Annotated in this window: 24 protein-coding genes and 1 pseudogene; 10 read left to right on the top strand and 15 right to left on the bottom strand. The window is 69.4% G+C overall.

Annotated features, from left to right (window positions below; translation table 11 throughout):
- The first annotated feature begins 72 nt into the window (after positions 1-72).
- From AC3EGR_RS11135 to AC3EGR_RS11125, 3 genes are read left to right on the top strand one after another with little or no spacing between them, the layout of a single operon-like run.
- Positions 73-453 (top strand): response regulator, encoded by a 381-nt coding sequence (locus tag AC3EGR_RS11135; protein WP_488546547.1) that lies wholly within the window; start codon positions 73-75, stop codon positions 451-453.
- Positions 453-1,247 (top strand): alpha/beta fold hydrolase, encoded by a 795-nt coding sequence (locus AC3EGR_RS11130; protein ID WP_488546546.1) that lies wholly within the window; start codon positions 453-455, stop codon positions 1,245-1,247. Before AC3EGR_RS11135 ends, AC3EGR_RS11130 begins: the two co-directional genes overlap by 1 nt.
- On the top strand, positions 1,248-2,387 hold the full coding sequence (locus AC3EGR_RS11125; protein WP_488546545.1) for a PAS domain-containing sensor histidine kinase: 1,140 nt from the start codon (positions 1,248-1,250) through the stop codon (positions 2,385-2,387). It abuts the gene before it with no gap.
- 1 nt (position 2,388) lies between these two features.
- Here the strand turns inward: AC3EGR_RS11125 and AC3EGR_RS11120 are convergent, their stop codons facing one another.
- Entirely contained in the window at positions 2,389-2,604 is a 216-nt protein-coding gene (locus tag AC3EGR_RS11120) for a DUF2158 domain-containing protein (RefSeq protein ID WP_488546544.1), read from the bottom strand.
- A gap of 155 nt (positions 2,605-2,759) precedes the next feature.
- On the opposite strand from AC3EGR_RS11120, the gene AC3EGR_RS11115 reads away from it, so the two are divergent.
- Entirely contained in the window at positions 2,760-2,954 is a 195-nt protein-coding gene (locus AC3EGR_RS11115) for a hypothetical protein (RefSeq protein WP_488546543.1), read from the top strand.
- A gap of 66 nt (positions 2,955-3,020) precedes the next feature.
- Here AC3EGR_RS11115 and AC3EGR_RS11110 read toward each other — a convergent pair whose 3' ends face one another.
- The 10 genes and pseudogenes from AC3EGR_RS11110 to AC3EGR_RS11065 all read right to left on the bottom strand — a co-directional run bounded on the left by AC3EGR_RS11110 (position 3,021) and on the right by AC3EGR_RS11065 (position 8,677).
- The gene (locus AC3EGR_RS11110) at positions 3,021-3,221 is read right to left on the bottom strand and encodes a hypothetical protein (RefSeq protein ID WP_488546542.1); all 201 of its coding nucleotides are present in this window, start codon (positions 3,219-3,221) and stop codon (positions 3,021-3,023) included.
- The gene (locus AC3EGR_RS11105) at positions 3,214-3,558 is read right to left on the bottom strand and encodes a hypothetical protein (RefSeq protein ID WP_488546541.1); all 345 of its coding nucleotides are present in this window, start codon (positions 3,556-3,558) and stop codon (positions 3,214-3,216) included. The genes AC3EGR_RS11110 and AC3EGR_RS11105 overlap by 8 nt, the downstream gene beginning before the upstream one ends.
- A gap of 70 nt (positions 3,559-3,628) precedes the next feature.
- A complete protein-coding gene (ureG, locus tag AC3EGR_RS11100) occupies positions 3,629-4,288 on the bottom strand; it encodes an urease accessory protein UreG (RefSeq protein ID WP_488546540.1) in 660 nt (219 codons plus the stop codon).
- The gene (locus AC3EGR_RS11095; protein ID WP_488546539.1) at positions 4,285-5,010 is read right to left on the bottom strand and encodes an urease accessory protein UreF; all 726 of its coding nucleotides are present in this window, start codon (positions 5,008-5,010) and stop codon (positions 4,285-4,287) included. Before AC3EGR_RS11095 ends, ureG begins: the two co-directional genes overlap by 4 nt.
- Positions 4,967-5,497, bottom strand: a pseudogene (ureE, locus tag AC3EGR_RS11090) (urease accessory protein UreE); the annotation flags it as partial. The gene AC3EGR_RS11095 and the pseudogene ureE, both read right to left, overlap by 44 nt.
- Position 5,498: 1 nt before the next feature.
- The gene (locus AC3EGR_RS11085; RefSeq protein WP_488546538.1) at positions 5,499-6,137 is read right to left on the bottom strand and encodes a LysE family translocator; all 639 of its coding nucleotides are present in this window, start codon (positions 6,135-6,137) and stop codon (positions 5,499-5,501) included.
- A gap of 10 nt (positions 6,138-6,147) precedes the next feature.
- Positions 6,148-7,866 (bottom strand): urease subunit alpha, encoded by a 1,719-nt coding sequence (gene ureC, locus AC3EGR_RS11080; RefSeq protein ID WP_488546537.1) that lies wholly within the window; start codon positions 7,864-7,866, stop codon positions 6,148-6,150.
- A 7-nt stretch (positions 7,867-7,873) separates the two neighbouring features.
- On the bottom strand, positions 7,874-8,179 hold the full coding sequence (locus tag AC3EGR_RS11075) for an urease subunit beta (RefSeq protein WP_488546536.1): 306 nt from the start codon (positions 8,177-8,179) through the stop codon (positions 7,874-7,876).
- 5 nt (positions 8,180-8,184) lie between these two features.
- Positions 8,185-8,361, bottom strand: coding sequence for a hypothetical protein (locus tag AC3EGR_RS11070; RefSeq protein ID WP_488546535.1), 177 nt, complete (start codon positions 8,359-8,361; stop codon positions 8,185-8,187).
- Between the two features lie 13 nt (positions 8,362-8,374).
- Positions 8,375-8,677 carry an urease subunit gamma gene (locus AC3EGR_RS11065; protein ID WP_488546534.1) on the bottom strand — a complete coding sequence of 101 codons (303 nt, stop codon included), beginning with the start codon at positions 8,675-8,677 and terminating at the stop codon, positions 8,375-8,377.
- A 69-nt stretch (positions 8,678-8,746) separates the two neighbouring features.
- On the opposite strand from AC3EGR_RS11065, the gene AC3EGR_RS11060 reads away from it, so the two are divergent.
- Genes AC3EGR_RS11060 through AC3EGR_RS11045 form a run of 4 tightly spaced genes read left to right on the top strand, consistent with a single transcriptional unit; the run spans position 8,747 to position 14,214 of the window.
- Positions 8,747-12,178, top strand: coding sequence for a hybrid sensor histidine kinase/response regulator (locus AC3EGR_RS11060; protein WP_488546533.1), 3,432 nt, complete (start codon positions 8,747-8,749; stop codon positions 12,176-12,178).
- Positions 12,175-13,122: a response regulator gene (locus AC3EGR_RS11055; protein WP_488546532.1), complete on the top strand. Its 948-nt coding sequence runs from the start codon at positions 12,175-12,177 to the stop codon at positions 13,120-13,122. The genes AC3EGR_RS11060 and AC3EGR_RS11055 overlap by 4 nt, the downstream gene beginning before the upstream one ends.
- Before the next feature lie 42 nt (positions 13,123-13,164).
- Positions 13,165-13,608, top strand: coding sequence for a DUF3617 domain-containing protein (locus tag AC3EGR_RS11050; protein WP_488546531.1), 444 nt, complete (start codon positions 13,165-13,167; stop codon positions 13,606-13,608).
- 45 nt (positions 13,609-13,653) lie between these two features.
- Positions 13,654-14,214, top strand: a complete 561-nt coding sequence (locus tag AC3EGR_RS11045; protein WP_488546530.1) for a cysteine hydrolase family protein — start codon at positions 13,654-13,656, stop codon at positions 14,212-14,214.
- Here AC3EGR_RS11045 and AC3EGR_RS11040 read toward each other — a convergent pair.
- The 4 genes from AC3EGR_RS11040 to AC3EGR_RS11025 form a co-directional block, all read right to left on the bottom strand.
- On the bottom strand, positions 14,192-14,671 hold the full coding sequence (locus AC3EGR_RS11040) for a hypothetical protein (RefSeq protein WP_488546529.1): 480 nt from the start codon (positions 14,669-14,671) through the stop codon (positions 14,192-14,194). The two genes, AC3EGR_RS11045 and AC3EGR_RS11040, sit on opposite strands and share 23 nt — an antisense overlap.
- 109 nt (positions 14,672-14,780) lie before the next feature.
- Positions 14,781-15,764, bottom strand: coding sequence for a Bug family tripartite tricarboxylate transporter substrate binding protein (locus tag AC3EGR_RS11035; protein WP_488546528.1), 984 nt, complete (start codon positions 15,762-15,764; stop codon positions 14,781-14,783).
- Positions 15,765-15,875: 111 nt separating this feature from the next.
- On the bottom strand, positions 15,876-17,237 hold the full coding sequence (locus AC3EGR_RS11030; RefSeq protein WP_488546527.1) for a dicarboxylate/amino acid:cation symporter: 1,362 nt from the start codon (positions 17,235-17,237) through the stop codon (positions 15,876-15,878).
- A 95-nt stretch (positions 17,238-17,332) separates the two neighbouring features.
- Positions 17,333-17,947 carry a hemerythrin domain-containing protein gene (locus AC3EGR_RS11025; RefSeq protein ID WP_488546526.1) on the bottom strand — a complete coding sequence of 205 codons (615 nt, stop codon included), beginning with the start codon at positions 17,945-17,947 and terminating at the stop codon, positions 17,333-17,335.
- 195 nt (positions 17,948-18,142) lie between these two features.
- Here AC3EGR_RS11025 and urtA point away from each other — a divergent pair, with 195 nt between their 5' ends.
- Both urtA and urtB read left to right on the top strand, forming a co-directional pair.
- Positions 18,143-19,417, top strand: a complete 1,275-nt coding sequence (urtA, locus tag AC3EGR_RS11020) for an urea ABC transporter substrate-binding protein (protein ID WP_488546525.1) — start codon at positions 18,143-18,145, stop codon at positions 19,415-19,417.
- Positions 19,418-19,534: 117 nt separating this feature from the next.
- On the top strand, positions 19,535-21,103 hold the full coding sequence (urtB, locus tag AC3EGR_RS11015; protein WP_488546524.1) for an urea ABC transporter permease subunit UrtB: 1,569 nt from the start codon (positions 19,535-19,537) through the stop codon (positions 21,101-21,103).
- The last annotated feature ends 80 nt before the right edge of the window (positions 21,104-21,183 follow it).

Raw genomic sequence — 21,183 nt, 5'->3', positions numbered from 1 at the left:
GGGTCCTGCAATCTCCCAGCTTTGCAGGGCGGGCGCCGCTGCGCAGGATGTGGAGGTGGTATGGGAGTACGCGTGTTGATCGTCGAAGATGCCAGGCCGATGCAGGAATTGCTGCGCGGCCTGCTCGATTCCGTGGGCGGCTTCGATCTGGTCGGCATGGAAGGCAACGAGACCGCCGCGACCGACTGGCTGCTGCGCCACCGCGGCGGCTGGGACCTCGCCATCGTCGACCTGCTGCTGGCCGAAGGGTCGGGCTTCACGCTGCTCTCGCGCCTGCAGAAGGAGCCCTCGGGGGCGGTCGTCGTCTTCAGCGACTTCGTCACGCCCGTCGTGCGCGATCGCTGCCTGCGCCTGGGCGCGGACGGCGTGATTTCCAAGGCCCAGTTCGGCGAGCTGCGGGCCTACCTGCAGGCCTTTCCCGGCCGGCTCGGCCAGCAGATCGAGACGGCCTGATGTCCGTCCTCGCGCGCAACAACGTCCAAGTCCACGGCAAGGGGCCGCCGATCGTCTTCGTCCACGGCTTCGGCTGCGACCAGGCCATGTGGCGGCTGCTGGTGCCGCACTTCGCCGAGAGCCATACCTGCATCCTGCTGGACCTGGTGGGCAGCGGCCAGTCCGACCTGTCGGCGTACGACAAGGAGAAGTACGCGACGCTCCATGGCTACGCCTCGGACCTGTGCGAGGTGCTGGCCGCGGTGACCAGCGCGCCGGCGATCTGCGTCGGCCACTCGGTCAGCGCCATGATCGGCATGCTGGCCAACCTCCGGTCGCCGGACCAGTTCCTCGCCCAGGTGATGGTGGGGCCGTCGCCCTGCTACATCAACGACGGCGACTACGTGGGCGGCTTCGAGCGCGCCGACATCGATTCGCTGCTGGAAACGCTGGAGAGCAACTACCTCGGCTGGTCCAGCAACATGGCACCGGCCATCATGGGCGCACCCGACCAGCCCGAGCTGGGGGTGGAACTCACCAACAGCTTCTGCCGCACCGACCCCGAGATCGCCAAGCAGTTCGCGCGCGTGACCTTCCTGTCCGACCACCGCGCCGACCTGCCCAGGCTGCAGGCGCCCACGCTGGTGCTGCAATGCAGCGAGGACCTGATCGCGCCGCTGGCCGTGGGCGAGTACCTGCGCAGGAACATTCCCAACTGCACGCTCACCATCATCGAGAACGTGGGCCATTGCCCGCACTTGAGCGCGCCCAGCGCGAGTGCCGACGCCATCGAGCGCTTCCTGGAAAACCTCTAGATGGACACGGCCCCCTTGCCCGGGGCGGAGGCTTTGTACGACGCCGCCTCCTGCGGCCTGCTGCTGGCGCAAGCCGACGGCCACCTCGCCGCCGCCAACACGACGCTGTGCCACTGGCTGAAGTACGACCGCGCCGAGCTCGTGGGCCGCATGCGCTTCCAGGACCTGCTCACGATGGGCGGGCGCATCTTCTGGCAGACGCACCTGCAGCCGCTGCTGCGCATCCAGGCATCGGTCGCCGAGGTGAAGCTGGAACTGCGCCGCAAGGACGGGACGTCCATCCCCATGATGGTGAACATCGCCGAGCGTCCGTGGAACGGCAAGGCGCTGCTGCACGTGGCGGTGTTCCTCGCGGAGGACCGCGACAAATACGAGCGCGAGCTGCTGGCGCAGCGCCGCCGGGCCGAGGAACTCGCGGCGCAGGTCGCGCGCGACCAGCAGGAACTGGCCGCGGCGCGTGCCGAGGCCGAGGACCGCGCCCTGTTCGCCGAACAGCTCGTGGGCATGGTGAGCCACGACATCCGCAACCCGCTGTCGGTGATCCACATGAGCGCCGTCCTGCTGGAGCGCGGCCTGACCCCGACCCAGCACACCCAGGCCGTGGCGCGCGTGGCCCGTTCCGTGCAGCGCGTGCAGCACCTGGTCGGTGACCTGCTCGATTTCACCCAGGCGCGCCTGGGCGGCGGCCTGAGCATCAGGAAGGAGGAGTGCGACCTGCACGAGGCGCTCGCCGACAGCGTCGCCGAACTCGCCGTCGCTTTCCCGGACCGCGGCCTGAACCACCAGGGCAGCGGCGACGGACGCTGCGTGGCCGATGCGGACCGGATCGTGCAGGCGGTGGGAAACCTGGTGGCGAACGCGGTGGCCCATGGCGACGCGCAGCGGCCGATCACCGTGCGCAGCGAAGGGGGCGAAGGGCGCTTGCGCGTCAGCGTGCACAACCATGGTCCGGCGATTCCGCCCGAGCTGCTGCCGCGCCTGTTCGAGCCCATGGTGCGAGGCGCCGAACCGAGCGGTGCCGGCGTGGGGCTGGGGCTTTATATCGTGCGCGAGATCGTGCGGGCGCACGGGGGAACGGTGGCCGTGCAGTCCGACGCCAGCGAAGGGACCACGGTGGTCCTGGACTGGCCTTGCGCCTGAGTCAGTCGGCCGGCGCGTTGCCGCCGGCGCGCGACGGAGGGCCGGCACTGCGCAGGCGCCGCAGGCGCCCGACCTCGAAGGTGCCTTGCTGCAGCCGCCCGTCCGCCAGCCAGGCGCAGTAAGCGAGGTTCTGGGAGCGGGCCTGGACCGTCATTTCCGGGCCGCCGCCCACGGGGGTCACGAGGTCGCCGACCTGGAGGTGTTCTTCTTCCGGCACGGCGCGATTATCATCGGATGTGCATCGCCGGCCAGCCCGGCCGTGGGTAATCCGCTACCGCTGGCCCTCCGCTTTCCCATAAGCGTAACGGTCAACGTCCTACATCTGCGCGGCAGTTCAGCGGCGACCATGCGGCAAGCAAAAGGTTTCTCCGAATGTCCCAACAGCAAGAGCAGATGCCCGAGGACGGCGAAGGGTCGCCCACGGACGAGGTGCAGCAGCAGCAACAGCAGCCGCAGCCGGAAGGCCATGGCGGCCAGGGCTCCGACAGCGCCATGAAACAGATGCGGATCTGGGAACAGCGCCGTGCCAGCAACTCGGGTGGCAAGCGCCGCCAGGGTCCGAGCTGAGCGAACCCGCACGCCACTGCATCAAGCGGCCTGCGGGCCGTTTTTCTTTGGGGGAGCCGGCAGCGCTCAGGTTCGCGGGTGCGGCTCGCAGCCGCCCAGCGGGCGGTCGTCGTGGCCGCGCGGCTCACGGCCTTCCGCAGCAGGCGCGGGCTTGGCCTGCAGCGACTTGGTCAGGTAGGGCAGCACGCTCTGCGCGCCCGCGCCCCAGCGGCGGCCGGGCGGCGGCAGCTCCGGTTCGTCGTGGGCTGAGGCCTGCGCGTCAGCCATGGTTCTCCGGCCACAGCTCGACCGGCGCCCGACGAATGAACGAAGGGTCCTCGTCGTCCGCGCGGGTGCGCTCCGTGGGCCAGGAGAACAACATGTCGCAGCCGAACATCTCGTCGTCCCCGCCCAGCAGGTGCTCGCGCCATCCGTGGTCGCGCAGGTGCTCGGCCAGGAAATTGACCTGCCGGTAGCCATCGAGATTGGCGTGCGCGAAGAGCGCGCCGTCGTGGGCCAGGCCGATGCGCAGGTCCATGCGGTGGGTCGACGGCAGGAGCCGGGCCATCTCGAACAGGCGCGCGACGCCCTCGAAAGCCGTGGGCGGATCCTTCAGCAGTTCCATGGTGGGCGACGGTAGGCCCCCTGCGGCCCAAGCGCTGTAGGACGGCACGCCGTCGCGCTACACCTCGTGACTAAGCCTGTAAATGCTGTTGCAGCATGCCGCGCGACTCGATGAAGCGCACCACGTCCTGCAGGCCTTCCCGGGTCTTGAGGTTGGTCATCACGAAGGGCTTGTCCTTGCGCATGCGCTTCGTGTCCGCTTCCATGACGCCCAGGTCGGCGCCGACGTACGGTGCCAGGTCGGTCTTGTTGATGACGAACAGGTCGCTCTTGGTGATGCCGGGGCCGCCCTTGCGCGGGATCTTCTCGCCCGCGGCCACGTCGATGACGTAGATCGTGAGGTCGGACAGCTCGGGGCTGAAGGTCGCGGCCAGGTTGTCGCCGCCGGACTCGACGAACACGACGTCCGCCTCCGGGAACTCGACCAGCATGCGGTCGATGGCTTCCAGGTTGATCGACGCGTCCTCGCGGATCGCCGTGTGCGGGCAGCCCCCGGTTTCCACGCCCAGGATGCGCTCGGCCGGAAGGGCGCCGCTGACGGTGAGCAGGCGCTGGTCTTCCTTGGTGTAGATGTCGTTGGTGATGGCGACCAGGTCGTAGCGCTCGCGCATCGCCTTGCACAGCATCTCCAGCAGCGTCGTCTTGCCGGAGCCGACCGGCCCGCCTATGCCCACGCGCAGCGGCGGCAGCTTTTTCGTACGGTTGGGGATGTGGTGGAGGAGGGCGCTCATGATCGGAAGAGTCGGGAATACTGGGTTTCGTGCCGCGCCGACAGGATGGCCAGCATGGGGGTGAAGGACTGGCGTTCGTCGTCGCCGAGCGCGGAGGCGTGGTCGACGGCGGCGGGGATCTCGCCGGCGAGCCGCGCCAGGATGCGCTGCCCCGCCGACTGTCCGAGCGGCACCGCCTTGATCGCGGCCTGCATCATGTTCTCGCACCAGCCGAAGGCGTAGGCCAGGGCGACCTGGCGCACGGGTGCGCCCGAGCTGCTCGCGGCCAGCGCGAACGCGACCGGATAGGTCCGACTTTGGGTATTCGCAGGGTGGTGGTGAGCGAAGCGAGCCCCACCGCTCTCCCCCAACGCCTTCATCCAATCCATCAAGGACTTGCCCATCTGCTCCGTCTGCTGCCGCATCTCGCTCGTCTCGCGTGTCTGTCGCACCCAGTCGTCCAGTGCCTGCAGCCGGTCGGCGTTCCCGGCCCGCGCTGCAAGCACCGCCTGCACCACCACCGCGACATCCGCGCGCGCCAGGCTCGCGTGCAACTGCTGCAGCAGCCAGTCCCCCGCACTCGCCTCGTCGTGCACCAGCCCCGCCTCCACGGCCGGCTCCAGCCCTTCCGAATAGGAGAAGCCGCCCACCGGCAGGGCCGGCGAGGCGAGCCACACCAGGCGCAGCAGGGCCGCGTCAGTGTCCGTGCCCGTGGTGGTCGTGGGAGTGCTCGTGAGATCCATGGGCGTGCCCGTGCTGGTGCGGAGCGGCAGCCGCGTTGCCGTACGCGCCGCCCTCGGGCTCGAAGCCCTCGTTCGCCTCGCGCACGATCAGGTGCATGGAGCGCAGCATGTCCGCCAGCACGTGGTCGGGTTCGATCTTCAGGTGGTCCGGCTTGAGCTCGATCGGCACGTGCCGGTTGCCCAGGTGGTAGGCCGCGCGCAGCAGGTCGAAGGGGCTGCCGTGCTCGCCGCAATGCGTGATGACCAGCACCGGCTGCGGCGCGGCCAGCACGCGCACCATGGAGCCGTCCTCCGCCACGAGCACGTCGCCGCCGCGCACCACCGTGCCGCGCGGCAGGAACACGCCCAGGCTGCGGCCCAGGGAGTCGGTCAGCTCGAAGCGGCTCTTCTGCCGCAGGTCCCAGTCGAGTTCGACGGTGGCGGCGCGCTTGAGCAGCACGGGCGCGAGGCCCTGCCCGCCGGGAAGGATCTTGTTGACGGCCAGCATGTCAGTGCGAAGGCTTGTGGCCGAGCGCGGTGAGCACGCCCAGGCCGATGAAGGAAGTCCCCGCGATGCGGTTGCCCCAGGCGGCGTGGCGCCCCGCGCGTGCGAGGCGCGGACCAACGATGCTCGCCGCCAGCACGTAGCCCAGGTCCGTGCAGCTGGCGATGGCGCAGAACACGAAGCCGAGCGACACCGTCTGCAGCAGCGGGCTGCCGTTGGCGGAAAGGAACTGCGGCAGGAAGGCGGCGAAGAACAGCGTGGTCTTGGGATTCAGCAGCGCGACCAGGAAGCCGTCGCGGAAGATGCGGCGCAAGGGCTGCGCGACCGGCCGCGGCACGCCCGCCGCGCTGGCCGAGGGGGTGCGCCACAGGCGGATGCCCAGGTACACGAGGTAGCCAGCGCCGGCCCACTTCACCACCGTGAAGGCAGCGGCCGAGACGGCGAACAGCGCGGCCAGCCCCAGCGCCGCCCCCACCGCGTTCGCCAGGTTGCCCAGCGCCACGCCGCACACCGACGCCAGGCCGCTGGCGCGACCCTGCGCCACGGTGCGCGCGATGATGTAGACCACGGCCGGGCCGGGCGTGAGTGCCAGCGCGAGGCTGGCGAAGACGAAGGCGAGCAGCAGCGGCAGGTCGGGCAGCATGGAGCCGACTCTAGAACAGGAAATAGCGCTGCGCCATCGGCAGCACCGTGGCCGGGTCGCAGGTGAGGAGATGGCCGTCGGCGCGCACCGCGTAGGTCTGCGGATCGATCTCCATCTTCGGCAGGTAGTCGTTGTGCACCAGGTGCTGCTTGCGGATGCGGCGGATGTCGCGCACGGCGGCCACGTTCTTGTGCAGGCCGAATTTCTCCTTCACGCCGGCGGCCAGGCCGGCCTGCGACACGAAGGTGATGGAGCTGCGGTGCAGCGCGCCGCCGAAGCTGCCGAACATCGGCCGGTAGTGCACCGGCTGCGGCGTCGGGATCGACGCGTTGGCGTCGCCCATGGCCGCCATCGCGATGCTGCCGCCCTTGAGGATCAGCGCCGGCTTGACGCCGAAGAAGGCTGGCTTCCACACGACGAGGTCGGCCCACTTGCCCGCGGCGATGCTGCCCACCTCGTGGCTGATGCCGTGCGCGATCGCCGGGTTGATCGTGAGCTTGGCAACGTAGCGCTTGGCGCGGAAGTTGTCGTGGCGCTCGCTGTCGCCCGGCAGCTTGCCGCGCTGCAGCTTCATCTTGTGGGCCGTCTGCCAGCAGCGCAGGATCACCTCGCCGACGCGGCCCATGGCCTGCGAGTCGGAGGAGAACATGCTGATCGCGCCCAGGTCGTGCAGGATGTCTTCCGCGGCGATCGTCTCCTTGCGGATGCGGCTCTCGGCGAAGGCCAGGTCTTCCGGGATGCCGGCGTCCAGGTGGTGGCACACCATCAGCATGTCGACGTGCTCGTCGAGCGTGTTGACGGTGTAGGGCATCGTGGGGTTGGTGGAGGAGGGCAGGAAGTTCGCCTCGCCGACCACGCGCAGGATGTCGGGCGCGTGGCCGCCGCCGGCGCCTTCGGTGTGGAACGCGCACAGGCCCCTTCCCTTGGTGGCGGCGATCGTGTTCTCGACGAAGCCCGATTCGTTGAGCGTGTCGGAGTGGATCGCCACCTGGATGTCCATGGCGTCGGCCACGTCCAGGCAGTTGCTGATCGCCGAGGGGGTGGTGCCCCAGTCCTCGTGCAGCTTCAGGCCGATCACGCCGGCCTCGACCTGCTCGCGCAAGGCCTGCGGCAGGCTGGCGTTGCCCTTGCCCATGAAGCCGAGGTTCATGGGGAAGGCGTCGGCCGCCTGCAGCATGCGCTCGATGTGCCACGGGCCGGGCGTGCACGTGGTGGCCAGCGTGCCGGTGGCCGGCCCGGTGCCGCCGCCGAACATGGTGGTGATGCCGGAGGCCAGCGCTTCCTCGATCTGCTGGGGGCAGATGAAGTGGATGTGCGTGTCGATGCCGCCCGCGGTGACGATCGCGCCTTCGCAGCTGATGATCTCCGTGCCCGGGCCGATGACGATGTCCACGCCCGGCTGCGTGTCGGGATTGCCGGCCTTGCCCAGGGCCGTGATGCGTCCGTCCTTCAGGCCGATGTCGGCCTTGACGATGCCCCAGTGGTCCAGGATCAGCGCGTTGGTCAGCACGGTGTCCATCGCACCTTCGGCGCGCGTGCGCTGCGACTGCGCCATGCCGTCGCGGATCGTCTTGCCGCCGCCGAACTTGACCTCCTCGCCGTAGCCGCCGGCGCGCAAGGTGTAGTCGTCCTCGACCTCGATCACGAGCTCGGTGTCGGCCAGGCGCACGCGGTCGCCCTTGGTGGGGCCGAACATGTCGGCATAGGCGCGGCGGGGGATGGTTGCCATTGTCGTCCTAGATCTTTCCCTGCACCAGGCCGCGGAAGCCGTGGACCTGCCGCCCGCCGGCGTAGTCGACGAGTTCCACGGTGCGTTGCTGGCCCGGCTCGAAGCGCACGGCCGTGCCCGAAGGGATGTTCAGGCGCATGCCATGCGCGGCGGCGCGGTCGAAGGACAGCGCGCCATTGGTCTCGGCGAAGTGGTAGTGCGAGCCCACCTGGATCGGACGGTCGGCGGTGTTCTGCACCACCAGGGTCGCCGTGCGGCGCCCGGGGTTCAGCACGTGGTCGCCGGGTTCGGGAAACAGTTCGCCCGGGATCATGGGCGTCACTGCCCGCGCGAGAACCAGAGCGCGAGCGCCGCCAGCGCGGCGACGGCGAGCAAGCCGAAGGTGTCGCTGGCGTGCCAGTGCCAGGGTGCGCCGGCGCCGTGGCCCGGATGGGCGTGGACGCTGGTGGCCAGCGGGAGCAGGGAGGCGGTGAGGGCGGCGGGAAGCAGGCGCATGTTCTTCTTTTCCTCAGACGATGGGCTGGTGGACGGTCACCAGCTTGGTGCCGTCGGGAAAGGTGGCTTCGACCTGGATCTCCGGGATCATCTCCGCGACGCCTTCCATGACGTCGGCGCGCGTGAGCACCGTGCGGCCTTCGCTCATGAGCTGCGCGACCGACTTGCCGTCCCGGGCCCCTTCGAGGACGGCGGCCGAAATCAGCGCCATCGCCTCCGGGTAATTGAGCTTCAGCCCGCGCGCCCTGCGGCGCTCCGCCAGCAGGGCCGCCGTGAACAGCAGGAGCTTGTCTTTTTCGCGGGGCGTGAGTTCCATTCGACGGACTTTATTGCAAGAGCCGGGCCCGGCAAGCCCGTCCCGGCACGGAACCTGCCTCTCGGCTCCGTGAGCCGCACCATCCCCATCCTTGCGCTGGACCCTGCCAGCGCCCCCCAGCGCGTGGTCAAGGTGCGCCGGGACTACAACAGCTGGGTGGCCAGCGAGACGATGGAGGACTATGCGCTGCGCTACACGCCGCAGCGCTTTCGCAAGTGGTCGCCCTGGCGCGTGGCCAACACGGCGTTCGGCGCCGCCTCCTTCCTCATCCTGGAAGCGGTCGGCGCCACCCTGCTGGTGCAGTACGGCTTCCTCAACGCCTTCTGGGCCATCCTCGCCACCGGCCTGATCATCTTCCTGGCCGGCCTTCCGATCAGCATCTACGCCGCCCGCTACGGCGTGGACATGGACCTGCTCACCCGCGGCGCGGGCTTCGGCTACATCGGCTCGACGCTCACCTCCCTGATCTACGCCTCCTTCACCTTCATCTTCTTCGCCCTGGAAGCGGCCGTCATGGCCTACGCGCTGGAACTCGCGCTGGGCATCCCGCCCACCTGGGGCTACCTGGTTTGCGCGCTGGTCGTGATCCCGCTGGTGACGCACGGGGTGTCCGCCATCAGCCGGCTGCAGATCTGGACGCAGCCCTTGTGGCTGGTGATGCTGGTGGTGCCTTTCGTGTACGTCCTGGTGCGCGATCCTGGTGCCTTCACCGGCATCGTGCACTACGCCGGTGAAAGATCGCAGGCCGCCGGTTTCGACCTGCACTTGTTTGGTGCTGCGTTGACCGTGGGCATCGCCCTCATCACGCAGATGGGCGAACAGGCGGACTACCTGCGCTTCATGCCGGCGCGCACCGCGGCCAACCGGGGCGCATGGTGGGCGGGCGTCCTGGCCGGCGGGCCGGGCTGGGTCGTGCTCGGGGTGCTCAAGATGCTGGGTGGCGCCTTGCTCGCCTACCTGGCGATCCAGCACATGGTGCCTTCGGACCGCGCGGTCGACCCCAACCAGATGTACCTCGCGGCCTACGAGTACGTGTTTCCGCACTACGGGTGGGCGGTCGCCGCGACGGCGCTCTTCGTCGTGGTGTCGCAGCTGAAGATCAACGTGACCAATGCCTATGCGGGCTCGCTCGCCTGGTCCAATTTCTTCTCGCGCCTCACCCACAGCCATCCGGGGCGCGTCGTCTGGGTCGTGTTCAACACGCTCATCGCCTTCATGCTGATGGAGATGAACGTGTTCCAGGCACTCGGCGACGTGCTGGGCCTGTACTCCAACATCGCCATCGCCTGGATCATGGCGGTGGTCGCGGACCTGGTGGTGAACAAGCCGCTGGGGCTCTCGCCGCGCGGCATCGAGTTCAAGCGCGCCTACCTGTATGACGTCAACCCGGTGGGCGTGGGGTCCATGGCGCTCGCCTCCACGCTGGCCATCGCCGCCTACCTGGGCGTGTTCGGTCCCGGTGCGCAGGCCTTCTCCGCACTGATCGCGATGGGCGTCGCCTTCGCCAGCGCGCCGCTGATCGCGTGGTTCACGCGGGGCCGCTACTACATCGCGCGCGCCCCCGAGGGCGGCCACCAGCGCCAGGCCACGCGGCGCTGCGTGGTCTGCGAGCGCACCTACGAGGCGCCCGACATGGCGCACTGCCCGGCCTACCAAGGGTCCATCTGTTCCCTGTGCTGCACGCTGGACGCGCGCTGCGGCGACCTGTGCAAGCCGCACGCGAGCCTGTCGGCGCAGTGGTCGGGCGCGCTGCGCTGGCTGCTGCCGCGGCGCGTCTGGCCCTACCTCGACACCGGGCTGGGGCACTTCCTGCTGCTGATGCTGGTGATCGCGCCCTTGCTGGCGGCGCTGTTCGGCCTGCTGTACCACCAGGAGCTGCAGGCCGCGCAGCACGTGGCGGTGGAGACCTTGCGGGCCACCTTCCTCAAGGCCTATCTGGCCTTGCTGCTGGTCGCCGGCATCGTGTCCTGGTGGCTGGTGCTGGCCCACAAGAGCCGCCAGGTGGCGCAGGAGGAATCGAACCGGCAGTCGCACCTGCTGATGCGCGAGATCGAGTCGCACCGCCAGACCGACGACGCCCTGCAGCAGGCGCGCCAGCTGGCGGACCAGGCGCGCCACGCCGCCGAACAGGCCAACCAGGCCAAGAGCCGCTACATCAGCGCGATCAGCCACGAGCTGCGCACGCCGCTCAACTCCATCCTGGGCTACGCCCAGCTGATGGGCGACGACGCCGCCATCCCGGCGCACCGCAAGCACGCCGTGCACGTGATCAAGCGCGGCGGCGAACACCTGCTGTCCCTGATCGAAGGCACCCTGGACATCGCCCGCATCGAGTCCGGCAAGCTCACGCTGGACGTCAAGCCCACGCGCTTTGCCGACTGCGTGCACGAACTCGCGGACCTGTTCGAGGTGCAGGCGGCGGCCAAGGGGCTGGCCTTCCGCTTCGAAGTGGAAGGCACGCTGCCCGAGGTCGTGCGCGCCGACGAGAAGCGCGTGCGCCAGATCCTGATCAACCTGCTGGGCAACGCGATCAAGTTCACGGCGGCGGGCCAGGTCCTGTTCCGCGTGCGCCATGCGCGCGAGATGGCCGTGGTGGAAGTGGAGGACACCGGCCCCGGCATCGCCGCGCAGGAGCTGGCGCACATCTTCGAGCCCTTCGCGCGCGGCCAGGGTTCCGCGCCGGGCGCGGGCCTGGGCCTCACGATCGCCAAGATGCTCACGGACATCATGGGCGGCGAGCTGTCGGCCACCAGCACGCCGGGGCAGGGCTCGGTGTTCCGGGTGCGCCTGTTCGTGCCGGAGGTGCATGCGCCCGCCGCCGCCGTGCCCCGGCTGCGCCGGCCGCGGCGCGGCTACGAAGGCCCGCGACGGCGCATCCTCGTCGTCGACAACGAGGAGGCCGACCGCGAGCTGCTGGTGGCGCTGCTGCAGCCGCTGGGGTTCGAACTGCGCACCGCCGCCAGCGGCCACGACGCGCTGGACCTGCTCGCCGCCGGACTGCAGCCCGACGCCATCTTCATGGACCTGGCGATGCCCGGCATCGACGGCTGGGAGACGATCCGCCGCATCCGCCGCCTGCCCGGGCCGCAGGCGTGCATCGCCGTGGTGTCGGCCAACGCGTTCGACAAGGGCCTGGACAACGACGCGGGCCTGCGCGCCGAGGACTTCCTGCTCAAGCCCGTGCGCCACAGCGAACTGCTGGACTGGCTGGAGCGCCGGCTCGGCCTGCGCTGGCTGCACGAAGCCGCGGCGCCCGCGCCCACGGCGGCGCCGGCGGGCACGCCGCCTGCCTGGCCGCGCGCCGAGCTGCTCGTTCCCTTGCACAACGCGGTCCAGCTCGGCTACTACCGCGGCATCCTGAACCAGCTGGATGCGATCGAGGCGGCCCAGCCCGAGTGCGCCGCCTTCGCGCGCGCGATGCGCGAGCTGGCACGCCAGTTCCAGTTCGAGGCCATGGGCCGCGCGCTGGACCGCCCGCAGCCCGAAGGAGTCCTGCGATGAAGTCACTGCTGGACCGCGGCGACAGCGACGTCGTGCTGGTGGTCGACGACGTGCCGGACAACCTGTCGGTGCTGCACGATGCCCTGGACGAATCCGGCTACACCGTGCTGGTGGCCACCAGCGGCGAGGCGGCCTTGCAGCGCGCCGCGCAGGCCCTGCCCGACATCGTGCTGCTCGACGCGATGATGCCGGGGCTGGATGGCTTCGAAGTCGCGCGCCGCCTGAAGGCGCAGGCACAGACGGCGCACATCCCGATCATCTTCATGACCGGGCTCACGGAAACGGAGCACCTGGTCGCGGCGCTGGAGGCCGGCGGCGTCGACTACGTCACCAAGCCGATCAAGCCCAAGGAGGTGCTGGCGCGCATGGGCGTGCACCTGCAGAGCGCCCGGCAGGCGCGCCAGACCCGCAATGCCCTGGACGCCTTCGGCTACGCGAGCATCGCCGTGCGCGCGAGCGACGGCCGCCTGCTGTGGCAGACGCCGCTCGCCCGCGAGCTGCTGCACACCTACTACGGCACCAGCGCGCCCGAAACGCCGGCGCCCATCCTGGAGTGGTTGCGCCGCCACCTGGCCGACGCGGAACGCCAGATCGAGCCGCCGCGCCTGGGCGCGGAGCTGGGCGCCCGGCGCCTGTCCATCCGCCTGCACCAGCAGACCGGCGACGAGGACTGGCTGATCGTGATGCGCGAGGTGTCGGATGCGGCGATCATCGAGTCCATGAGCCTCGCCTTCAAGCTGACCGCGCGCGAGGCCGAGGTCCTGTACTGGGTGGTGAAAGGCAAGATCAACCGCGACATCGCCGACATCGTGGGCGCCAGCCCGGCCACCGTGAAGAAGCACCTGGAGCGCGTGTTCGCCAAGCTGGGGGTGGAAACCCGCACGTCCGCCGCAGGCATGGCGATGAACCGGATCCGGCAGCTGCATCCGCAGTTCGAGGGTTGAGGAGGCGGCTGCCGTACCATGGCGCGGTCAGGAGAGAACGTCTTGGCAGCTCCGAACCTGCTCGCCGGCCTCTTCGCCGCGGCCTGCCTCTGCGGCCATGCCGCGACGCCCGTCCCGCTGCCCCCGGGCGAATACGAGCTGACCACCGAGACCGTGCTTCCCCATCTGGAGGAGGCCCTGCGCTATGCCACGACACGTGCGCGCCAGTGCCTGCACGCGCCGCAGGCGTCGGCCCTGTTCCCCCTGCTGCGGCACCCGGCCTTGACCGGCTGCGGCCTGCTGCCGGACGCGCAGGCGGACGATGGCCTGCACTTCAAGCTGCAGTGCGCCAATCCGGAGGCAGCGAGCGGGTCGGCCGTCTTCGAGCTGGACGGCGGCCGCCTCGCCGCCGTGCTCGCGCTCAAGATGGGCGGCAAGAACATGACGCTCTCGCAGAGGGTCCACGGTCCGCGCGTCGGTCCTTGCGCGGAGGCGGGCATGAGGTGACGCGGCGCCGCAAGAAGCCTAGCATCGCGACGAAGGAGGTAGCCGATGGACACAGCCGTTCTCGTCATCGACGTCCAGCAGGCGTTCTGTGCCGGACCGCAGGCGGTCCACGACGCGCAGGGCCTGCTCCAGCGCATCAACATGGTCACGCGCAATGCGCGCCAGGCCGGCGCGCCCGTGATCTTCATCCAGCACGAAGGCGACGGCACCGTGCTGGAACACGGCAGCGCCGGCTGGCAGTTCGCCGACGGCCTGCGCATCGAGACCGGCGACCTGCGGGTGCCCAAGACGACGCCCGACGCGTTCCTGCGCACCAACCTGCAGGAGCTGCTGGAGTCGCGCCACGTGCACCACCTGGTCGTGTGCGGCCTGCACACGGAGTTCTGCATCGACACGACGGTGCGGCGGGCGCTGGCGCTCGGCCATCCGGTGACCTTGGTCGCGGACGGGCACGCTCCGGCGGGCAATGCCTTCCTCACGCCGCAGCAGGTCGTCGCCCACCACAACGCCACGCTCACCAGCATCCGCAGCTTCGGGCCGCGGGCCGTGGCCGTGCCCGCCGCGCAGCTGCGGTGGCGGGAACTCAGCCCACTGCCGTCGGCCTGATCTCCAGCCCGGCGAGCTCGATCAGGCCGCGCAGCACGGACTCCGCCGCCGCGATCAGGTAAGGATGCCGGTCCTGGCCGACATAGGTGCACTCGTGCACGATCAGGTCGCGGTAGCGCGCCGCGACTTCGAACAGTTCCCAGGTCTCGCCGTCGAAGTGCTGCAGGGGTGGGCGCGTGCCGCGCAGGCGCAGCACTTCCTCCACCAGTTCCACCGGGCCGGTCTGGCGGAACTGCTTGTGCCGCATTTCCGCCGTGCTGGCGGGCCGGCCGGCGGCGTGCACGACCAGCGAGCGCGCGAGCGCCTCCACGGCGGACACGATGGTCACCAGGCGCGTGGACCCCATCTCGCCGTGCGCGCCGGCCAGGCGCTGCTTGATCGCGCGCAAGCGCGCCGCCGGGGTCGCCGTCGCGTAGGTCCGCTGCAACTCGTCGGGATGCTGGAGCAGCTCATTCATGCGCCCAGTGTAAGAAGGCGTAAGCGCAGATGCTGCGGATTCCGCACGAATCGGGCTCCGGAAGCACGCGGCTGTCGCGAGGCGGTGACAGCCGCGGGCCAAACAGGGCCTAAACCCCGTCCGCCTTGATGTTGGCGTCCTTGACCAGTTTGCGGAAACGTTCGAACTCCTGCCGGTTCATCTCCGCGAAGCCCTCGCCCGTGAGCGTTCCCACCTCGCCGCCCATGCCCTTGATGCGGGCCTGCACGTCGGGCAGCTTCAGCACCTTCACCAGTTCCGCCGTCAGCGTGTCCACCACGGGCTTGGGCGTGCCGCCGGTGACATAGAGGCCGTACCAGGTGGCGACGTCCACGCCCTTGATCCCGAGCTCGGACATCGTCGGCACGTCCGGCATCTCGGCGGTGCGCTTGTCCGCCATCACGGCCAGCGGCCGGAACTTGCCGGCCTTGATCTGCCCCATGGCGGAGGAGGCCGAGTCGAACATCATCGTCACGTCGCCGCCGATGATGTCCACGTGCGCCTGGGCGCTGCCCTTGTAGGGGATGTGGATCGCCTTGGTGCCCGTGGCCATCGTGAAGGCCTCGCCGGCGATGTGCTGCGTGCTGCCGATGCCGGAGGAGGCGTACTTCATGTTGCCCGGCTTCTCGCCCATCGCGGCCACCAGTTCCTTGACGGACTTGTAGGGCGAGGCGGCCGAGACCACCAGCACGTTGGGCATCACGGCCACCAGGCCGATCGGCTGCAGGTCCTTCAGCGGATCGAACTTCAGCTTCAGCAGGTGCGGTGCGATCGCCTGCGCGGTGTTGGTCGCCAGCAGCAAGGTGGTGCCGTCGGCCGTGGCCTTGGCCGTCATTTCCGCGGCGATGGTGTTGGACGCGCCCGGGCGGTTCTCGATCACCACCGACTGCTTCAGGTCGGCCGCGAACTTCTCGCCCAGCATGCGCGCGAGGATGTCGGTGCCGCCGCCGGCCGAGGCGCCCACCATGATGCGCACGGGCTTGTCGGGCCAGGACTGGGCGAAGGCGGGACTCGCGCCGGCGCAGGCAAGCGCGAGCAGCGACAGGGCCGCCTGGCGGCGGGTGGGGAACGGCATGGGGTGATCTCCTGCGGCGGGTCGTTGCGCCCGCGCTGCCGCCGACGGTAGCGGGCGGCGGGCCGACTCCCTCCCCTGAACTTCCCCGATGGACGCGCCCAGCCCGGCGCGCTAGTGGGCGCCGCTCTCCCGCACGTGCATGTGCTGGTCGTGGGCCTCGTGCAGTTGCTCCGGCTCGCCGGTTTCGTCCCAGGTCTGGCCGTCCAGGCGGGCCTGCATCTGCGCGACGTCCAGGTCGCCGGTCCACTTCGCCACGACCAGCGTCGCGACGGCGTTGCCGATCAGGTTGGTCAGCGCGCGGGCTTCGGACATGAAGCGGTCGATGCCCAGGATCAGCGCCAGCCCCGCCACCGGAACGTGGCCGACCGCGGACAGCGTCGCCGCCAGCACGATGAAGCCGCTGCCGGTGACGCCCGCGGCCCCCTTGGAGGTCAGCACCAGCACGGCCAGCAGCGTCAGCTCCTGCGTGAGCGTCATGGGCGTGTTGGTCGCCTGCGCGATGAACACGGCCGCCATGGTGAGGTAGATGGAGGTGCCATCCAGGTTGAAGGAGTAGCCGGTCGGGATCACCAGGCCGACGGTGGTGCGGCGCGCGCCCAGGTTCTCCATCTTCTCCATCATCCGCGGCAGCACCGACTCGGAGGAGGAGGTGCCCAGCACGACCAGCAGCTCCTCCTTGATGTACTTGATGAGCTTCCACACCGAGAAGCCGTGGAAGCGCGCGATCAGCCCCAGCACGCCGAAGATGAAGATGAGGCAGGTCAGGTAGAAGGACCCCATCAGCTTGCCCAGGGAGAACAGCGAACCCAGGCCGTACTTGCCGATGGTGAACGCCATGGCCCCGAAGGCACCGATGGGGGCGACCCGCATGATGTAGCCCACCATCGTGAACAGCACGTGCGAGGACTTCTCGATCCAGTCGAACACCAGCGTGCCGCGGCCGCCGAAGCGGTGCAGGGCGAAGCCGAAGAGCACGGCGATCAGCAGCACCTGCAGGATCTCGCCCTTGGCGAAGGCGTCGACGATGGTGCTGGGGATGATGTTGAGCAGGAAGTCGGTGGTCGACGTCATCTTCCCGGGCTCGGTGTACGCGGCGATGCCCTTGGTGTCCAGCGAAGCGGGATTCGCGTTCATGCCGGCGCCCGGCTGCAGCACGTTCACCAGCACCAGGCCGATCAGCAGCGCAATGGAACTCACCACCTCGAAGTACAGCAGCGCCAGGCCGCCGGTCTTGCCCACCTTCTTCATGTCCTCCATGCCGGCGATGCCGGTCACGACGGTGCAGAAGATGATGGGGGCGATCATCATCTTGATCAGCTTGATGAAGCCGTCGCCCAGGGGCTTCATCGCAGCGCCGGTCTGCGGCGCGAAATATCCCAGCAGCACGCCGATCAGGACCGCGACCAGGACCTGGACGTACAGGGAGCGATAGATCGGCCGGCGCGCCGGCACGGAGGGTGGCGTGGTGGTCATGGGAAGCCCCCGAAACGAACCCCGGATTCTGGACGGCACGCCCGGCGATGTCGCGCGCGGTTACTACTTATGTGGACGAGTGGGTCGCGCCGGCTCTACAGCACGCGCCCGAAGCGCTTGCGCGCCGCGGCGAGCCGGTCGCCGTAGCGGTGCCGCGTGAGCATGTACGCGCCCGCCAGGGCCGTGCTGCCCGCTGCGAAGATGGAGCCCAGGCTGAGTGCGCGAGCCATGCTGCTGGCAAGTTCCGGGGCGCGCGGGCCGGCCAGCTCCACGCGGCGGCGCGTCATCTGAGCGCCCAGCTCGGCCAGCTGCTCGGGCAGCAGGCGTTCGGCTGCGGGCAGCAGCAGCGTCTCCTCGTCCGCCACGTGGTGCATGACGTGGCGCATCAGCTCGTAGAAGGTGTCGTCGAAGGCGGGATCTTCCACCGGCATGTTGCGCAGGCGCGAGATCAGCGCGCGCATCTCGTCGTGCTCGGGGGTGCTCTTGCGCAGGATCTCGGTGTCCGCCACGGCGCGCAGGGCCGGATAGAAGATTTCCTCTTCCAGCTGCGCGTGGATCTCGATGGCGAGGCACACGTTGTCCACGATGCCACGCTTCAGCCGCGCCGAGGCGCCGACCTCGTACTGGTGGAACGCGCCGAGCACGTGCGTGTGGTCCAGCCGGATCTGGTTGGTCACGCTGGGGGACAGCTGGGACATCAGGGATGGCATGGTCGCGACCTCACGCGCTTGTCTGTTCGTTGCTCGATTGGGCCGTGGGCGCGGCAGCGTGGCTGTCGGACGCAGGCGCCGACTGCTGTCGGCCCGCCCAGCCCATCGCGCGGCCGTACGCCATGTGCCGTATGTCCCCCGTAGGACGTCATCCATAGCATGGGCCTGCCTCTTTCCTACCAACCCGGAGCCCCCATGCAACGTCGTTTCACCCTCCAGGCACTGACCGCCGCCGTCGCCCTCGCCGGCGCCGGCCTGCCCGCCTTCGCCGCCGATGACACCATCAAGGTCGGCATCCTGCACAGCCTGTCCGGCACCATGGCGATTTCCGAGACCGTGCTGAAGGACACCGCGCTGATGGCGATCGAGGAGATCAACGCCAAGGGCGGGGTCCTGGGCAAGAAGCTCGAGCCGGTGGTGGTCGACCCCGCTTCCAACTGGCCGCTCTTCGCGGAAAAGACCAAGCAGCTGCTCACGCAGGACAAGGTCGCCGTGATCTTCGGCTGCTGGACCTCGGTGTCGCGCAAGTCCGTGCTCCCGGTGGTCGAGGAACTCAACGGCCTGCTGTTCTACCCCGTGCAGTACGAGGGCGAAGAGCTGTCCAAGAACGTGTTCTACACCGGCGCCGCGCCCAACCAGCAGGCGATCCCGGCGGTCGAATACCTGATGTCCAAGGACGGCGGCGGCGCCAAGCGCTTCGTGCTGCTCGGCACCGACTACGTCTACCCGCGCACGACCAACAAGATCCTGCGCGCCTTCCTCAAGTCCAAGGGCATCGCCGACGCGGACATCATGGAGGAGTACACCCCCTTCGGCCACGCCGACTACCAGACCATCATCGCCAAGGTCAAGAAGTTCTCCAGCGAAGGCAAGAAGACGGCGGTGATCTCCACGATCAACGGCGACTCGAACGTGCCCTTCTACAAGGAGCTGGGCAACGCCGGCCTGAAGGCCAAGGACGTGCCGGTGGTGGCGTTCTCGGTCGGTGAAGAGGAACTGCGCGGCGTCGACACCAAGCCGCTGGTGGGCCACCTGGCCGCCTGGAACTACTTCATGTCGGTGAAGAATCCGACGAACGACGAGTTCACCAAGAAGTGGGGCGCCTATGCCAAGACCAAGGCCATCGCCGGCCACAAGGACAAGCCGCTGACCAACGACCCGATGGAAGCGACCTACATCGGCGTCTACATGTGGAAGCAGGCCGTGGAGAAGGCCAAGTCCACCGACGTGGACAAGGTGATCGCCGCGATGGGCGGCCAGACCTTCAAGGCGCCGTCCGGCTTCACGGCCAAGATGGACGAGAAGAACCACCACCTGCACAAGCCCGTGTTCATCGGCGAGGTGAAGTCCGACGGCCAGTTCAACGTGGTCTGGAAGACCCCCGGCCCGGTCAAGGCCAAGCCCTGGTCGCCCTTCATCGAAGGCAACGACAAGAAGAAGGACGAGCCGGACGGCAAGACGAAACTCTGACGCCCTCGGAAGCGGCCTGCGGCCGCCTCCCCCCACTGGGAGGAGGCCGGGCGCGGCGCGCCTTCGACCGAGGCAGTTGAACGGTGGGCAGCGTGCTGCCCACCCTCCAGGTTCCTCATGCTCCACAGACTCCTCCTCCTGCTCGCGCTGCTCGCGGCCGGCGCGGCGCACGCGCTCACGGCCGAAGAAGCGAAGGCCATCGCCGTCGGCGAATCGGGCGACCGCATCGCGGCCCTCAACCAGGCCGTCGCCAACGCCGACGACCGCACCGCGGCGTTCCTGCAGGCGCTGGCCGACGACGCCGTGAAGACCGCGGCCGGCCGGGTCTACGTGGTGCGCGACGGCAAGGGCCGCGACCCGGTCACGGGTGCCGAGCTCGCCGTGCCCGCCGACGCCGAGGACGTGATCAACAACAACCGCATGCGCGGCGAGCTGGACACGGCGATGGCCGCCCTCAAGCTCTTCTCCAAGGACGCGAAGCTGCGCGCCGCGGCGGTCACCGAACTGCAGAAGGACACCGACGAATCCAAGCTGCCCCTGATCGAGAAGGCCTGGGCGGCCGAGACCGACGCCGACATCAAGGAGCGACTGGGCCTGGTGCGCGCCGCCGTCCTGCTTTCCAGCAGCGACAAGGGCAAGCGCCTGGAAGCCGCCCGCCTGCTGGCCGGCAGCCGCAGCCCCGCCACGCGCAGCCTGCTGCTGCAGCGGCTGAAGGAAGAACAGGACGCCGAGGTGCAGGCTGCCCTGGCCGCCACCGTGCGCGGCGTGGAAGCGTCCCTGGCCTGGGGCGAGCGCGCGGCCGCGGTGTTCTCCGGCATCAGCCTGGGATCCATCCTCCTGCTGGTGGCACTGGGCCTGGCCATCACCTATGGCCTCATGGGCGTGATCAACATGGCCCACGGCGAGCTGATGATGATCGGCGCGTACGCCACCTACGTCGTGCAAGGCCTGTTCCGCAGCTACCTGCCGGGCGCGTTCGACTGGTACCTGGTGGCCGCCGTGCCGGTCGCCTTCCTCGCGTCCGCCGCGATGGGGGCCATCCTGGAACGCGGCGTCATCCGCTTCCTCTACGGCCGCCCGCTGGAGACGCTGCTGGCCACCTGGGGCATCAGCCTGATGCTGATGCAGCTGGTGCGCTCCACCTTCGGCGCGCAGAACGTGGGCGTGGAGAACCCCAGCTGGATGAGCGGGGGCCTGGTGCTCGGCAACCTGCAGCTGCCCTGGAACCGCATCGTGATCGTCGCCTTCGCCTTCGCGGTGCTGGCCGGCATGGCGCTGCTGATTTCCCGCACGCGGCTGGGCCTGTTCGTGCGCGGCGTGACGCAGAACCGGCCGATCGCTTCCTGCATGGGCGTGAACACGGCGCGCGTGGACACCTATGCGTTCGCCCTGGGCTCCGGCATCGCGGGGCTCGCGGGCTGCGCGCTCAGCCAGATCGGCAACGTGGGGCCCGACCTGGGCCAGGCCTACATCGTCGACTCCTTCATGGTGGTGGTGCTGGGCGGCGTGGGCCAGCTCGCCGGCACGGTGTACGCGGCCCTCGGCCTGGGCATCCTCAACAAGTTCATCGAAGGCTGGGCCGGCGCCGTGCTGGCCAAGATCGCGGTGCTGGTCTTCATCGTCGTCTTCATCCAGAAGCGGCCGCAAGGGCTGTTCGCGATGAAGGGAAGGAGCGCCGAAGCATGAGTGCGGTGCTTCCTCCCGATGGTCTCGTGGCCATGAATGAACCCTCCCCCGCTGGGGGAGGGCAGGGTGGGGGCGCTGCG

This window comes from Ramlibacter sp. G4-7 (assembly GCF_057784995.1).
The sequence above is the reverse complement of the archived record's forward strand: the minus strand, read 5'-3'. Positions and strand labels throughout refer to the sequence as shown.

Bases quoted from the DNA above. Each gene is read 5' to 3' on its own strand.
- AC3EGR_RS11130 (WP_488546546.1), top strand. From the start codon at position 453: ATGTCCGTCCTCGCGCGCAACAACGTCCAAGTCCACGGCAAGGGGCCG.
- AC3EGR_RS11085 (WP_488546538.1), bottom strand. From the start codon at position 6,137: ATGCTGCCCGACCTGCCGCTGCTGCTCGCCTTCGTCTTCGCCAGCCTC.
- AC3EGR_RS11115 (WP_488546543.1), top strand. From the start codon at position 2,760: ATGTCCCAACAGCAAGAGCAGATGCCCGAGGACGGCGAAGGGTCGCCC.
- AC3EGR_RS11095 (WP_488546539.1), bottom strand. From the start codon at position 5,010: ATGGATCTCACGAGCACTCCCACGACCACCACGGGCACGGACACTGAC.
- ureG (WP_488546540.1), bottom strand. From the start codon at position 4,288: ATGAGCGCCCTCCTCCACCACATCCCCAACCGTACGAAAAAGCTGCCG.
- AC3EGR_RS11105 (WP_488546541.1), bottom strand. From the start codon at position 3,558: ATGGAACTGCTGAAGGATCCGCCCACGGCTTTCGAGGGCGTCGCGCGC.
- urtA (WP_488546525.1), top strand. From the start codon at position 18,143: ATGCAACGTCGTTTCACCCTCCAGGCACTGACCGCCGCCGTCGCCCTC.
- AC3EGR_RS11070 (WP_488546535.1), bottom strand. From the start codon at position 8,361: ATGCGCCTGCTTCCCGCCGCCCTCACCGCCTCCCTGCTCCCGCTGGCC.
- AC3EGR_RS11025 (WP_488546526.1), bottom strand. From the start codon at position 17,947: ATGCCATCCCTGATGTCCCAGCTGTCCCCCAGCGTGACCAACCAGATC.
- AC3EGR_RS11075 (WP_488546536.1), bottom strand. From the start codon at position 8,179: ATGATCCCGGGCGAACTGTTTCCCGAACCCGGCGACCACGTGCTGAAC.
- ureC (WP_488546537.1), bottom strand. From the start codon at position 7,866: ATGGCAACCATCCCCCGCCGCGCCTATGCCGACATGTTCGGCCCCACC.
- AC3EGR_RS11030 (WP_488546527.1), bottom strand. From the start codon at position 17,237: ATGACCACCACGCCACCCTCCGTGCCGGCGCGCCGGCCGATCTATCGC.
- AC3EGR_RS11035 (WP_488546528.1), bottom strand. From the start codon at position 15,764: ATGCCGTTCCCCACCCGCCGCCAGGCGGCCCTGTCGCTGCTCGCGCTT.
- AC3EGR_RS11045 (WP_488546530.1), top strand. From the start codon at position 13,654: ATGGACACAGCCGTTCTCGTCATCGACGTCCAGCAGGCGTTCTGTGCC.
- AC3EGR_RS11110 (WP_488546542.1), bottom strand. From the start codon at position 3,221: ATGGCTGACGCGCAGGCCTCAGCCCACGACGAACCGGAGCTGCCGCCG.
- urtB (WP_488546524.1), top strand. From the start codon at position 19,535: ATGCTCCACAGACTCCTCCTCCTGCTCGCGCTGCTCGCGGCCGGCGCG.
- AC3EGR_RS11125 (WP_488546545.1), top strand. From the start codon at position 1,248: ATGGACACGGCCCCCTTGCCCGGGGCGGAGGCTTTGTACGACGCCGCC.
- AC3EGR_RS11065 (WP_488546534.1), bottom strand. From the start codon at position 8,677: ATGGAACTCACGCCCCGCGAAAAAGACAAGCTCCTGCTGTTCACGGCG.
- AC3EGR_RS11040 (WP_488546529.1), bottom strand. From the start codon at position 14,671: ATGAATGAGCTGCTCCAGCATCCCGACGAGTTGCAGCGGACCTACGCG.
- AC3EGR_RS11055 (WP_488546532.1), top strand. From the start codon at position 12,175: ATGAAGTCACTGCTGGACCGCGGCGACAGCGACGTCGTGCTGGTGGTC.